The 13,933-nt window shown below is 73.6% G+C and carries 8 protein-coding genes and 5 tRNA genes; 8 read left to right on the plus strand and 5 right to left on the minus strand.

The annotated features are described in order from the left end of the window. Positions 1-9: 9 nt before the first annotated feature. The 3 genes from ABT006_RS29575 to ABT006_RS29585 form a co-directional block, all read right to left on the minus strand. Positions 10-2,937, minus strand: coding sequence for a M36 family metallopeptidase (locus ABT006_RS29575; protein WP_350711688.1), 2,928 nt, complete (start codon positions 2,935-2,937; stop codon positions 10-12). Positions 2,938-3,221: 284 nt separating this feature from the next. Beyond that, positions 3,222-3,797, minus strand: coding sequence for a TIGR03086 family metal-binding protein (locus ABT006_RS29580; protein ID WP_350711689.1), 576 nt, complete (start codon positions 3,795-3,797; stop codon positions 3,222-3,224). Positions 3,798-3,949: 152 nt separating this feature from the next. Continuing rightward, on the minus strand, positions 3,950-4,552 hold the full coding sequence (locus ABT006_RS29585; protein WP_350711691.1) for a TetR/AcrR family transcriptional regulator: 603 nt from the start codon (positions 4,550-4,552) through the stop codon (positions 3,950-3,952). 269 nt (positions 4,553-4,821) lie between these two features. Here ABT006_RS29585 and ABT006_RS29590 point away from each other — a divergent pair. From ABT006_RS29590 to ABT006_RS29600, 3 genes are all read left to right on the plus strand, one after another. Next, positions 4,822-4,894, plus strand: a tRNA-Gly gene (locus ABT006_RS29590). A gap of 34 nt (positions 4,895-4,928) precedes the next feature. Beyond that, positions 4,929-4,999, plus strand: a tRNA-Cys gene (locus ABT006_RS29595). A 13-nt stretch (positions 5,000-5,012) separates the two neighbouring features. Beyond that, positions 5,013-5,087: transfer RNA gene (locus ABT006_RS29600), tRNA-Val, on the plus strand. A 441-nt stretch (positions 5,088-5,528) separates the two neighbouring features. Here the strand turns inward: ABT006_RS29600 and ABT006_RS29605 are convergent. Continuing rightward, positions 5,529-7,190 carry a helix-turn-helix domain-containing protein gene (locus tag ABT006_RS29605; RefSeq protein WP_350711693.1) on the minus strand — a complete coding sequence of 554 codons (1,662 nt, stop codon included), beginning with the start codon at positions 7,188-7,190 and terminating at the stop codon, positions 5,529-5,531. A gap of 302 nt (positions 7,191-7,492) precedes the next feature. Then, positions 7,493-7,732 (minus strand): DUF6458 family protein, encoded by a 240-nt coding sequence (locus tag ABT006_RS29610; protein WP_350711694.1) that lies wholly within the window; start codon positions 7,730-7,732, stop codon positions 7,493-7,495. 176 nt (positions 7,733-7,908) lie between these two features. On the opposite strand from ABT006_RS29610, the gene ABT006_RS29615 reads away from it, so the two are divergent. The 5 genes from ABT006_RS29615 to ABT006_RS29635 all read left to right on the plus strand — a co-directional run bounded on the left by ABT006_RS29615 (position 7,909) and on the right by ABT006_RS29635 (position 13,850). After that, a tRNA-Gly gene (locus tag ABT006_RS29615) sits at positions 7,909-7,981 on the plus strand. A 49-nt stretch (positions 7,982-8,030) separates the two neighbouring features. Next, positions 8,031-8,102: transfer RNA gene (locus ABT006_RS29620), tRNA-Val, on the plus strand. Between the two features lie 189 nt (positions 8,103-8,291). After that, positions 8,292-9,302 carry an NAD-dependent epimerase/dehydratase family protein gene (locus ABT006_RS29625; protein ID WP_350711696.1) on the plus strand — a complete coding sequence of 337 codons (1,011 nt, stop codon included), beginning with the start codon at positions 8,292-8,294 and terminating at the stop codon, positions 9,300-9,302. A 141-nt stretch (positions 9,303-9,443) separates the two neighbouring features. Beyond that, positions 9,444-10,025, plus strand: a complete 582-nt coding sequence (locus ABT006_RS29630; RefSeq protein ID WP_350711698.1) for a LamG-like jellyroll fold domain-containing protein — start codon at positions 9,444-9,446, stop codon at positions 10,023-10,025. Between the two features lie 498 nt (positions 10,026-10,523). Further along, on the plus strand, positions 10,524-13,850 hold the full coding sequence (locus ABT006_RS29635; RefSeq protein ID WP_350711699.1) for a LamG-like jellyroll fold domain-containing protein: 3,327 nt from the start codon (positions 10,524-10,526) through the stop codon (positions 13,848-13,850). Positions 13,851-13,933 lie beyond the last annotated feature (83 nt).

The following is a 13,933-nucleotide window of genomic DNA, read 5'->3' on the forward strand; positions in this document are numbered from 1 at the left end:
GACGGACGGTCACTTCGAGAACGCCTGGAACTCCGCGATCCGCACCTGCGTACGCGCCGGGCTGGCGGTCGCGCAGTCGGTGGTGGTCGCCGGGTCGTCGTCCTGCTCGCCCGCGTAGTCCGGCCCGCCGGTGCACTGGCTGGTCAGGACCTCCAGCCGCAGGTGCGTGGCCAGCGTGGTCGGCACCGGGAACTCGCGCAGGTTGATGTCCCGCACGTACGCCCGGTACGCCCCGCCCGGGAACGCGTCCGCCGCACTGGTGTGGATCCGCTGCCAGTTCGCCGGATCCGCGCAGTCGGTGGTCTTCGCGTTGCAGGCCGACACCGCGAACGACCGCAGCGCGCTGAGCGAGTTCTGGCTGCCCGGGTCGGCGTCGCCGGTGATCGACGGGCGCAGCATCGCGCTGACGCTGACCCGCTTCACGACCTGCGGCGCGTCGCCGGGCAGCGCCACGGTGACCTGCTTGCCGGCCACCCCGTCGAGGGAGGCCCAGTTGGTCGCCTCGGTGTCGTCGGCGATCCGGTCCAGGTTGACCCCGTCGCCGGTGATCGTCGCGCCGGAGGCGGTGGACGCCAGGTTGCGGCTCATCCGCAGGTCGACGTACCCCTCCTTGCCGGCCTTGGCGACCACGGTGAGCCGCTGGTGGCCGAAGCCCGGCGCGACGGCGAGCAGTTGGTACGTGCCGGGCACCAGCTCGATCCGGTCCGGCAGCGCCGTCGCCGGGTCGGTGTCGGCCACCGGGACCGCCCGCGCCTCGTACGCCCCGACGTACACCCGGATCGGCGCGTCGGCGCTGTCGCCCTTCGGGCGGAGGGTGAGCACGGCGTTGTCGGCGTCGGGGGCGGCGAAGCTCGGCGTCGGGTCGGTGTCGGAGGCGCCGTTGCTGGCGGCGTCCCGGCCCATCCCGGAGCGGGCGAACTCGGCCCAGAGCAGGTCCTGGTTGGCGCCGCCGAAACGGAGCAGGTCTGCGGTGAGCATGTTGTCCCGCATGTCGAGCATGCTGACCTGGCTGGCGGCCTGGAGCAGGAACGAGTCGAAGACGAGCTGCGCCCAGCGCCGGTTGCCCGGGCACTGGTCCACCGCCACCCGGCCCTGCGCGCAGTCGAGCTGGCGCTGCGGGGTGCCGACGCCGTACCGCTTCATCAGCGCGGCACGGACCCGGAAGTTGGTGGCGCTCCAGATCTCGCCGTCGGCGTGCACCGCCGGCCCGCCGGTGTTGTAGCCGACGTCGGAGTAGTTCAGCGGGCTGCGGCTGAAGTCGTGGTTGCGGATGCCGCTGACCAGGTTGCCGGTGACGTACCCGCCGGTGACGTAGGGCGTCTCGCCGGGGGCGCGCAGCCCGTGCTCGAAGAGGTACTCGGCGGCCAGCAGGTCGCTCCACGACTCGCCCATCGAACCGCCCTGGTGCCCGCCGATGCCGCTGTCCGGGCCGGCGATCATCCGGTTGGTGATGGCGTGGGTGTACTCGTGCCCGATCACCGTCATGTCGTAGTCGCCGTCGACGCAGGGCGGGTACGGCCCGCCGGCCTGCGGCTGCCACAGGTACATGTTGGTGGTCGGCGGCAGCCCGTCGCGCGGCGTGCCCTGGTTGGCGTTGTTCCGGTTGCCGCTGAGCGCGCCCTGCTGCGCGCGGCCCTGCTCGGCGTCGCCGCCCCGGCCCTGCGGGGTCAGGTTCACCGCCTGGAGGTTCCAGGTGGCCTCGGTGAAGCCGAGGTGCCAGGCCCAGTCGTGCATCCGGTTGTGCATGGCGAAGAGGTTGGCGATCGCCGCGTCGCCGTCGTTGCGCTGGGCCGAGGTGAACACCGCGGGGTTGCAGCGGGCCTGGTGCCACTGGTCGGTGAACGGGTACTCGTAGCGCCGCTCCGGGCTGGGCGTGACCGGCACGGCCGGCGTGCCGCCGCCCCAGGAACGTACGGTGTTGGCGGAGTTGCCACGCGCGGCGCCGGTCGGCGTGCCGGTGGCCGCGTCGACGTCCCACGGCTGCCCGGTGGCCGGGTCGCGGAACGCCTCCCGGCACTCCGGTGCGGGGTCGCCGCACCAGCGCACCCGGGGGTCCTGCCCGGGGCCGAGGTCGCGCGGCGGGGTGGCCGGGAAGACGGCCCAGCTCGGGTTGTCGGAGTCGAAGTCGACGAGGTCCTCGCGGACCAGCACCTGCCCGGTGATCCCGTCGACGTAGGTGGTGAACGCCTCCGGGTGGTCGTCGTCGGCGCCGATCAGGGTCACCTCGTACGCGGCCCGGGGCCCGTCGAGCGGGGTCGGCACGGCGACGGCCCGCACGCTGTGGCTGCGGACCGCGTCGGCGGCCAGGCCGGCGTCGGCGAGCGCCGCGCCGTACGCCTGCTCGTCGGTGAGGGTGGCGGGCGCCGGCGCGGCGGTGTCCCGGGAGAGCGAGGAGCTGACCGCGAGGACCGTGCCGGCGGCGACCGCGACGGTGACCAGGCCGTCGTGCCCGGCCGGCAGGGTGCCGAAGCGCTGCCGGAGGGTGACCACCGCGCCGTCGCCGATCGGCCGGACCAGCAGCCGGTCCATCGCCGCGACCGCGGCGGCGTCCAGGCCGAAGAGGTCCTGGTTGCCGGTCAGGTACGCGCGGGCGGCCGCCTCCGGGTCGCCGGGGAGGCCGGTGGCGAGCGGGGCGCGGGCGGGGCCGAGCGCGTGCGGGGTGCCGAGCCGGTTCCAGCGGACGTCCGGGTCGGCCCTGCGGGCCAGGCCCCGCTGCCGGGCGTCGGGGGCGGCGGTGCCGGGGCGGTTGTCGACGTCGGCGTGCTCGTGCCCCTCGGCGAACGGGCCGGAGCGCCGTTCGGTGGCGGCACCGCCGGTGGGGACGGCGGCGGTGGGGCCGGCGGGGAGCAGCGCGGCCACCACCGCGGTCGCCGCCAGGACGGGAACGAGCCGGCGTCGACGCCGGCTCATCCAGGGTGTCCACTCCGGTTGTGCCACGGGACCTCCTCGTGGGAGCGGGGGTGGCCGGCCCTCCGCCGGCCGCGCGTGCGGTCAAGCATGCGCATCTGTGGATATCAGCCCTGGTCGGCGGGGACAAGAGCCACGCCTACTCAAGGCGGCCCCGGCCGCGATGGCGGCTCCACGGATCGCGGAGACCGGCGGTGGTCGATCACCCTGGAGCGCCACGGGCTCGTCGGCGACGCACCCCGGCCCGTCGTCACGAGACGGTGGGTGGTCGCCGCGCTGGTGCCGCCCGGGTGACGGCGGGTGCGACGCGGGGGCTACGGCGCCCAGTCGGGGTCGCGGCCGAAAGCGGCGACGAGGCGGTCCTGCTGGTCGGCCTCCGCCGGCACGTCGGCCTCCGCCCGGATCAGCCTGTCCCGCTGGTAGTCGCCGATCCGTCGGCCGAACCAGCGGGCGCACTCGGCGACCGCGTCGGCGTCCAGCCGGGGGTCCGCGCCGATCGCCACGGCCAGGTCCCAGCCGTGGATCAGGTGTTCCGCGACGAGCTGGTGCAGGTACTCGTCCGCCGGGGTCTCGCCGGCGGAGAGCGCGACGGTGCGCTCCAGCGCCCCGGGGTGGGTGAAGGCCAGCTCCGCCTGCGCCGCCGCGTCCCGGGCCGCCTCGACCGGATCCGGGCCGAGCACATCGCCGTCGTAGCGGTCGCCGACCTCCTCGATCGTCCGGCCGGCGAGCAGCGGCACGCTCCACCGGTCCTCGCCGACGACGTGGTTGACCAGCGCCCGGACGTCCCAGTCCGGGCAGGGGGTCGGGTCCGACCACTGCCCGGGGCCGACCAGCTCCACCCGGTCGATGAACTCGGCCAGGCTGCGGCGGTACGTCTCCAGCGGGTCCATGCCGACGATTGTTCCGGGTGCCCTGGGGGCCCGAGCCGTTTTGCCGCCTTCGACCGGGGATGACCGCATCGGCCGAGCCCGTCCGCTCCACCGCCCTCCGGGGACGGGCCTCGGTCGAGCTGGTCCGCTCCGCCGGCCTCGGGCGGTCGCGGTCAGTCGAGCTGGTCCGGGTCCAGCCCGAGTTCGCGGGCGGTGACCAGGCGGACCCACTCGGCGAGCTGGCGGCGGGAGATCACCCGGTCGTGCACTGCGAGCTGCACCGCCAGGCCGTCCATCACGGCGCTGATCCGCCACGCGGCGCCGGCCGGGTCGGCGCACTCGAAGGTGCCGTCGCGAACGCCTTCCGAGATCACCGCCGCGAGGTCCTCCCGCCAGCGCAGGTCGAGCCGACGGGAGACCTTCTCCAGCTCCGGGGTGCGCAGCGACTCCGCCCAGCCGTCGATCCACATGGCCCACGACGTCGCCCGGCCGGCCGGCGTGTAGAGCTTCACGATCCGGCGCAGCTTGGTCAGCGGCGGGGCGCTGGACCGCATCACCGCGTCCAGCCGGGCCAGGTCCTGCTCCACCGCGTACGCGAACGCCTGCGCGAGCAGCCGGTCCTTCGTGGCGAAGTGGTAGAAGACCAGCGCCTGGCTCACCCCGGCCGCCTGCGCCACGTCGGCCGTGCGGGTGTTGGCCAGACCCCGCTCCACGATCACGTCACAGGCCGTGCGCAGCAGGGCATCCAGGCGGATCTCGGCCGCACGTCTCGTCACGCCGTTACCGTAGCGCATCAGCTTGAACACGAGGCGTCACCGATCACGGTCCATCCGCCCTCCAAAGAGTCGGAAGCCGGACACTTCGACCGCGCCACGACCGACCCGTTCCTCCGTCCAGACCGGGGGAAATGGCTGGCCAGCCTCCTAGGAAGCTCAGGGGTGGGGTGGCCCGCCCTCATCGGACGCGCCGAGAACCACCCCGATTTGGCAACCGCTCGTCGGCTCGGCTAAAGTTCTCACCCGTCACCGGTTAACGCCGGAGACACGCGGACGTAGCGCAGCTGGTAGCGCATCACCTTGCCAAGGTGAGGGTCGCGGGTTCGAATCCCGTCGTCCGCTCGGAGATGCCGCCACGCATGACGGGGGCAACCTCGGTGGGGTGGCCGAGAGGCGAGGCAACGGCCTGCAAAGCCGTGTACGCGGGTTCAAATCCCGTCCCCACCTCGGCAACAGGCGAGGGCGATTGGCGCAGTGGGAGCGCGCTTCCTTGACACGGAAGAGGTCACTGGTTCAAACCCAGTATCGCCCACCAGAACGAAGGCCCGTCACCATCAGGTGGCGGGCCTTCGCCGTTCCCGGACGTCGCTGTGCCGAGCCTCCGCCGCGCAGGGCGCTGCCGTTCGGACCGCCGCCGTTCGCGGGCCGCGCCCGGATCGCCCCGGTGCCCCCGGAGCCACGGACGACCACGGCCGCCCGCCCGCGGGGTCGTCGCGGACGGGGCGGCCGCACCCCCCGGAGCAGGCCGGACGCGTCCCCCGTTGCGGCGCGTCCGGACGTCGGTCGTCAGCTCACCGGATCGCCGGTCGGGCTCGAATGGTGGCGTCCTCGCCGCCGTCTCCCATCACACGGTAGGGAGCACCGCCGGCCGGGCGCGAGGACCGATCCGCACAGCGGCGGCGCCGGCGGTGTCGGGCTGCACAGCGACCGCGACCGGTGCCGCTGCCCGGGGCGCACGGGCGGGAGGCACCGGCGCTCAGGCGGGCGGCCACCCGGCCGGGTCGTCGACCAGGCCCGCGTCGGCGGTCGCGTCGAGGGCCCGCAGGGCGAGCCAGAGCTCGTGCCGGGCGCTCGGCCCGCGCAGCAGGGAACGCCCCAGTGCCTGCTCGGCCCGGCCGAGGCGTTTGCGTACGGCGGACACCGAGACGCCGAGCGCGGTGGCGGTGTCGGGCAGTCGTGTCTCGGCGCGCAGCCACGCGCGTACGGTGACCAGGGCGACGGGCGTACCGCCGGCCTCCAGGGGGGCGAGCTGGCCGCGTGCCCAGAGGCGCAGGGCGGGGGTCGCCAGCAGCCGGTCGAGGCCGACCCACCGGCTGCCGGCCACCGCCCCCTGCCCGAACGCGTCGTCCGCGCCACCACCGACGACGGGCGGTGCCTCCGGCACGCCTTCCGGGGTCGCAGCGGAACCGAGCAGGTGCAGGGCCAACCACGCGACCGACTGGTCGGAGATCCGCGACAGGTCGAGCCCGAGGCGGTCGCGCAGCAGCGCCAGCCGGGCCGCCAGGGTGTTGCGGTGGATCCGCAGGTGCCGGTGGGCCGCGCCGTCGAAGGCGAGCCAGGAGTTGAGGGTGGCGAGCAGTTCCTGCCCGTCGGGATCGATCCGTCGGGCCGGCCGGTACGACAGGCACGGCGCCAGCAGCGTCCGCGCCCAGTCCTGCCCTGCGGTGCCGAGCAGGGCGCGCAGCTCCGTCGCCCGGTCGAAGCGGCAGTGCCCGTCCGGTCCGTTCCGGGCCACCGCGAGAGCGTGGAACGCCTGCTCGTAGCCGGCGGCGGTGCGGCGCAGCGGGACCGGCTCGCTCACCCCGATCCGCGTCCCGGGCACCCGTCCGGTGACGAGTATCCCCAGCGCGTCCGCGTCGCCGGCCTCTCGCGGCCCGGCGCGGTCCGGGGCCGGCACCAGCGCGATGAGGTGCCGGGAGCGGACCGGGCAGGGCACCACCCAGGCCCGCCCGCCCAGCGCGCGGGTCACCTGCCCGGCGGCCTCGTCGCGTCGCCGGGGCGCGCACTCGACGACGCACACCCGGACCAGGTCGGGCAGGTGGGGACGCAGTGCCGCGGCGATACGTCGGGCCGGTGCCACGTCGCCGACCATCAGCAGGTGCAGCACCGCCTCCCGGCTGCGCACGTCGCCGGCGGCGACCCGCCGCCGGGCCCGCTCCGAGCGTTCCAGCCGCCAGCAGAGACCGAGGACGCGCGCCGCGTCGGCGAGCGGGTCGCCGGGGAGCGGGTCCACCACCGCGAGCCAGGGGGCGGGCTCGGTCCCGCGGTCGGGGTCGCACCCCGCGCCGTCGTCGGCCTCCCCGGCGCCGAGGGAGACCAGGTGGACGGTGGGCGTGCCCGCGCCGCCCCGCACGGCCGCCGGCGTGCCGCGTCCGTGCAGCTCAGGTACGGCGCGGGCGGCGGCGCCCAGCACGGTCCGGTCGAGCGGGCTCCGGCCCGGGTGGACCGTCAGCAGGGTGCCGTCCACGCCGATCAGGGCAGCCGCGGTGGATCGACGGGCGAGTGTGTCGAGGATGGCCCGGACGGGATCGGGGCCGGCGGCGAGGCGGGTCATCGCGACGACGGCCTCGGCGCGCTCGAAGCGGACTCGCGACGGTTGTCGCCCGGGCGTTCGCGACCCGTCCTGCTCCGTCCGCACGACAGCAGACGGTAGTACCCGGGTGGCGGGGGTCACGAGGAGAGGCGGGGGAGGGGTGACGCCCGGCACGCCGGCGCTCCCGCCCCTCGGGGAGGCGCCCCGGGGTGGGCCGCCGCAGGCGGGCGGGGCGCCGCCGGCCGGCAGCGGCCTGCGCGCTGTCGGGCGTGGGGCCGCCGCGCGGTCGGCGTACGGCGGGTGGTGCCGGTGACGTCGACGTGCCGGCCACCCTCGCGGGTGCCCGGCACGTGCGTCGCGGTGCGTCCGACGGCCGTCCGACTCCGTCGGCCGCGCGGGTCGGTCGGTCAGAGCGGCGGGGCGACGTCCCGGCGCTCCTCGACCCGCCGGTACTCCACCGGCTCGGTCGTGCTGACCACCTGGCGGCGGCGTCCCCAGATGAGCGTGGTCATGATCAGGCCGAGCACGCCGGCCGCCATCAGGATCCAGCCGACGATGTCGAGGTCGATGCCGCCGAGGCTCGCGTCGAGCGCGAAGGTGAGGATCGCGCCGAGCGCGATCAGGAAGATGCTGGTGCCGATACCCACGACAGCCTCCTTGGTCAGGGGATGTGGTGTGCTGTCGAAGGGGGTCAGTACCCGGTGGCTGACCAGCGCAACCATCGGCTGCGCGGGAATCGTCCGCGGCGGCCGGCGGGGCGGCGTGCCGGGCGATCTTGCCGTCGGGTAGAGTTCATCCCGTCGCCGGGGAACACCGGCGGCACGCGGACGTAGCGCAGCTGGTAGCGCATCACCTTGCCAAGGTGAGGGTCGCGGGTTCGAATCCCGTCGTCCGCTCGCATCCCGCCCCTGCCGGCCCGGCCTGCCGGGCCCGGGTGGCCACCACGGGCGATTGGCGCAGTGGGAGCGCGCTTCCTTGACACGGAAGAGGTCACTGGTTCAAACCCAGTATCGCCCACCGGATGATCCACGAGGCCCGTCACCGTCGTCGGTGGCGGGCCTTCGTGCTTTCCAGGCGTACGCCCGGGGCTGTGCGCTCCGCCACGTGGTCCCTGTCCCGTCGCCCGGCGGATCTTCTGCCCTGGGCAGATCCGCTCACCGTGAACAGGGGGCCGGACGGCCGGTCCGAGCCGGCACAGTGGAGCCCATGAGACTGCTGGTGTTGGGTGGGACGGGTTTCGTGGGCGGCGCCACGGTCGCCGAGGGGGTGCGTCGGGGCTGGTCGGTGACGGTGTTCAACCGGGGCCTGCACGGCGCGGCCCCGGAGGGCGTACGCCGGTTGCGGGGTGACCGGACCGCGCCCGGCGGCCTGGCGGCGCTGGCGGACGGCGAGTGGGACCTGGTGGTCGACACCTGGGACGGCGCGCCCCGGGCGGCGCGGGACGCCGCCCGCGCGCTGGTCGACCGCGTCGGCAGCTACGTCTACGTCTCCAGCGGCTCGGTCTACGCGCAGCCGGTCGTCGACGGGGTGGGCGAGGAGGCCCCGGTGGTGGACGCCGAGTCGGACGCCGACGACGGCGACTACCCGCACAACAAGGCCGGCGGCGAGCGGGCCGTGCGGGAGGTGTTCGGCGACCGGGCGCTGCTGGCCCGGGCCGGGCTGATCCTCGGGCCGGGGGAGGACATCGGCCGGCTGCCCTGGTGGCTGGAGCGGATCGCCCGGGGCGGGGAGGTGCTGGCGCCGGGCCCGGTCGACCTGCCGTTGCAGTACGTCGACGTGCGGGACCTGGCGGCCTGGATGTTGGACCGGGGCGCGGAGGGGCTGGGCGGGACGTTCAACGTGGTGAGCCGCACCGGGCACGCGACCATGGGCGAACTGCTCGACGCCTGCGTCGCCGTCACCGGCGCCGACGCCCGGCTGCGGTGGACCGACCCGGAGCCGATCCTGGCCGCCGGGGTGGTGCCGTGGAACGACCTGCCGGCCTGGATCCCGGCCGGGCACGAGTACCGCTGGTTGCAGGAGCGTGGCGTCGAGAAGGCGTACGCGGCCGGGCTGACCTGCCGCCCGGTGACGGAGACGGTCGCGGACACCTGGGCGTGGCTGCGGAAGGTGGGCACGGTCCCGCCGCGGGCGGGCCGGCCACAGCGTGCCCCGGTCGGTCTGGCCCCGCAGCGGGAGGCGGCGCTGCTGTCGGCGACGGGCCCGGCCCGGGCCTGATCCCGCTTCGACACCACCGGCACGACGGCGGCCGTCCACTGTCCTGAGTGGACGGCCGCGTCGCGCTGCCGGGAAAGCGTTCACCGTGGGTGGTTTCCCGGTGCCCGGTGAGCGGCGAAATCCGGTCCGAAGTCACGGACCGTGATCGATATAGACAAGGGTCGGGGGCGCCCCTACAGTTCGGCCGACTGGTTCTCATCTTCCACGGGGGATTGCGATGACTACTGGCCGCTGGCCGCTGCCTGCGCGCAGGTCGAGAGGTGCCCGTCCTGCCCCGGGCAGCGGCAGAGGACGGTCAACGGGACGGTCGAGCACCGGTGGTCGTTCAGCGTCTTCGGCGTCGACGTCGACGGGCTCAACGGCCGGGTGGCCGACGCGATGATGACGTCCCGGGTGATGAACGACGAGGACGACCTGTCGACCTGGACACACCTGGTCGGGGTCCACGACCAGTCGCGCCGGGAGGTCCGGCTCTCCGTCAACGGAAAGCTGGAGTCGACCGTCGCGTACGGCACCGGGTCGTTCACCGGCGCCTTCGACGCCACCGGCCCGCTCTACGTGGGCGCCGCCCGGTACACCCCACCCGGTGGCAGCACCCTGCTGGTCGACCGCTGGCACGGCGACATCGACGACGTCGGCCTGTACCAGGGTGCGCTGACCAGCGTCGCCGTGGAGCAGATCTTCTCCGAGGGGTCCACGACGGCCACCGACGCCGTGGGCTGAGCACCACCGGTTCCCTTCCACCTCACCAGGTTCCGCTGTTTTTCGATCACGCCTTGGAGGCACACGGTGACACGCGTCCCGAATTCATCACGCAAACAACCACCAAAGCCCACGAACCGCACTCGCGCGGCTGTCGCCGCGCTCGTGGCCGGGACGCTCGTCGCCTCGGTCCTGGGGGTGCCGTCGGCGGGCCAGGCCGCTCCGGCGGCGCCGCGGACTGATCCCTCGGTGGCGCCGGATGCGGGGTCGGCGGCGGTGGCGGCGGTGCGGTCGGGTCGGCGGGTGGAGGTGGCGTCGGCTCGGACGGAGTTGACGCAGGTGTTCGCGAATCCGTCGGGTGGGTTCACGTCGGAGTCGGCGGTGGTGCCGCAGCGGGTGAAGCGGTCGGACGGGTCGTGGGCGGATGTGGATCTGTCGTTGCGGCGTGGGTCGGATGGGTGGCGTCCGGTGGCGTCGGTGGCGGATGTGTGGTTCTCCGATGGTGGTGCGGGTGCGGCGGTGACGCTGACCCGGCGGGGGAAGTCGTTGAGTCTGTCGTGGCCGGGTGGGTTGCCGAAGCCGGTGGTGTCCGGGGATGCGGCGACGTATGCGGACGTCATGCCGGGCGTGGATCTGGTGTTGCGGGCGACGCGGACGGGTTTCACGCATGTGTTCGTGGTGAGGTCGGCGCAGGCGGCGGCGAATCCGCGGTTGCGGGAGTTGCGGTTCGACCTTGGTGGGGACGCCCGGGTGGTGCGGGGCGCCGACGGGCGGCTGTCCGCACTCGCGGGTGGCGAGTTGCTTGCCTCGGCCGAACCCGCCGTCATGTGGGACTCGAACGACACCCCGTCGGCCGCCACTGCCCGGTCGGCCGGAGCGGACCGCGCGCCGGCGGCCGACGCCCCGACCGGTGGCGGGCTGCCGTCGCGGTCGTCGGCGGCGGCGCCGGGTGACGCGGCGAAGACCGCGCCGGTGGGTGTCGAGGTGGCCGGCGGTGACCTGGTGCTGCGGCCGGACGCGAAGCTGCTCGCCCCGGCGAACGCGACGTTCCCCGTCTACATCGACCCGGCGTGGTCGACCGGCAAGTCCCGGTGGGCGTACGCGACGAGCAACAACAGCAACAACACCGACACGACCGTCGCCCGGGTGGGCAAGGACCCCGAGAGCGGCAGGCTGTACCGCTCCTTCTTCGACTTCCCCCTCACCGCCATGAAGGGCAAGCACATCGAGTCGGCGTACGTGCAGATGAAGCTGGACCACTCCTGGTCCTGCGGAAACACGCCCACGTACATGTACCACTCGGGCGGCATCGCCTCGACGCCGCGCACCGGCTGGTCCCCCAAGCTGAACAGCCTCAAGTCGTCGGCCAGCTCGCACGCCAACGAGGGCTCGGGCTGCTCGGACTCGCCGCAGCCGGACATGACGGTCAACTTCACCGGCTCGGCGGTCACCAGCGTCATCCAGACCCACGCGACCAGCAACGCCACGAACATCACCTTCGGCTTCTGCGCGTGCAGCGCCACCGACGGCTCGGGCGAGTCCACCACCGACCGGTGGAAGAAGTTCTTCCCCAACAACGCCAAGCTGATCGTCGACTACGACAACATCCCGGGCAAGCCCAGCAGCCTCCAGGCAGCCGGCGTGGCCTGCCCCACCAACACCACGCTGGTCATCGGCACCCTGAAGCCGACCTTCTCCGCGATCTTCCCGGACGCCGACAGCACCCAGGCGCTGACCACGGCGTACGAGTGGGTGCAGGTGCCCGCAAACGGGGTCATCGACGCGTCGACGCCGCGCCGGACCCCGCCGGCCGGAGCGTCCGTGCCCGCCGGTGGCCGTTCCACCACGGCGGCGGTGACCGTCTCCGAGGCCGTCACGTACGCGTTCCGCGCCAGGGCCACCGACCCCGCCCCCTACAGCCGCACCAGCGTCTGGTCCGACTGGTGCAAGTTCATGGCCGACACGAAGGTGCCCCCGGTGACCGCGACGCTCACCTCGGCGAACCCGGTGCCGGGCACCGTGGCCACCTTCGCGGTCCGCTCCACCGACACCACCGTGACGAAGTTCCGGTACGGCTGGGTCAACCCGCCCACCACGGAGATCGCCGCCACGACCGGCACCTGGACCGACCCGTCGACGGGTGCCACCGTCACGGGCAAGCAGGCCAACGTGTCGCTCATGGTGCCGAAGTACGGCCAGAACACCATCTCCGTCTCCGCCGTCGACGGCGCCGGCAACGTCGGCTACGGCTCGCACGAGTTCACCGCCGCCCGGCCGACGCCCGCGATCGCCCGCTGGGGACTGGAGAACTATCCGGGCGTCAACCCGGGACCGATGACGGACAGCCAGCCGACGCTGGCCGGCGACAACTCCTTCACCGGAGGCAGCGTCTCCTGGACCGGTGACCTCAGGTTGATCCGGGGCGAGACGGCCTCCTTCAACGGCACCTCCTCGGCGTTGACCACCACGACCAAGGTCGTCGACACCACCAGGTCGTTCAGCGTTGCCGGCTGGGTGCGGCTGAACTCCCTGCCGACGACGGCGGACATGGTGGTGGCCTCGCAGGAGGGCGTGAGCGCCGCCGGGTTCCACCTCGGCACGCGTCTCGAAGGCTCGCCGGCGACGCCGCGCTGGTCGTTCCTGATGAAGGACACCGACCTCCAGTCCAGCGCGAGCCGGGCCGCGTTCAGCAGCACCGCGTTGACCTCCGCGGACGTGGGCCGCTGGACGCACATCGCGGGCGTGTACGACAAGACCGCCGGCAAGGTGCGGCTCTACGTCAACGGCGCCCTGACCGCCGAGGTCGCCCGGACCGCGACGCCCTGGAGCGCGAACGGCAAGTTCGCCGTGGGGCGTGGCTGGAGCTCCGGCGCGGTGAGCAACTATTTCAAGGGCAACCTGGCCGACGTCCAGGTCTACGACCGGATCCTCGTCGACCACGACTTCGTCGGCCAGTCCGCGGAGGACCCGGAGTCGGGCGGCTTCGACGAGCCCGGCATGCTCAGCGCGGTCAAGGTCGGCGACTGGACCTTCTCCGGCGCCCAGCCCTGCTACGAGGAGTTCCTCGACCCGACGCTGTGCAGCGCTCCCGAAGCCGGCCAGTTCGGCCGCCACCTGGCCCTGACCCAGGGCAGCAACGTCGGGGCCGGGCACCGTGACGACGGGCTGCTGCTCGACGCGGTGCACTTCACGGAGGACACGACCGACCCCTACTACGGCCTGGCCACCCGCGAGTACGGCCTCTCCCAGGACAACCTCGGCGAGCCCCAGAACCCCGTCTGGCAGAACGGCCGGGTCCTCCGCACCGACCAGTCCTTCTCCGTCGCGGTCTGGGTGCGCCCCTTGGCGCTCGGCGGCACGCGGACCGCCGTCTCCCAGATGGGCGCGAAGCAGTCCGCCTTCTACCTCGGGCAGCGGGTGAAGGTCGTGAACGGCGTCACGGAAAACCGGTGGTCGTTTACCGTCTTCGGAGCCGACAGCGATGTGAACGGCAACGGCAAAGACGCGCTGATGATGTCCCGGTTGATGGATGAGGATGACCTTTCCAGGTGGACCCACCTGGTGGGAGTCCACGACGCCTCCCGACGACAGATCCGCCTCTACGTGAACGGCGTCCTCGAGGCCAACGTCCCCTTCTCGGGCACCTTCACCGGAGCGTTCGACTCCACCGGCCCGCTGGTCGTTGGCGACGCACAGTGGACGCCGGCCGGGGGAACACCGGGCATGACCGACCGGTGGCTCGGTGACATCGACGACCTTGGTCTCTACCAGGGCGCGTTGACGGACACCGCCGTCAAGATCCTCTTCAACTCCGAGTCCGCCGAGACCGTCGAGCCGGTCGACTGACCCCCTCACACCCCTCTTCCTCTCCATCGATCCCTGCGACCGAGCCTGTGGAGGCACAGTGAAACGCGTCCCGAAACCACTCC

The sequence above is a fragment of the Micromonospora sp. NPDC002717 genome, assembly GCF_040295705.1.
In the GTDB taxonomy this organism is placed as follows: domain Bacteria; phylum Actinomycetota; class Actinomycetes; order Mycobacteriales; family Micromonosporaceae; genus Micromonospora.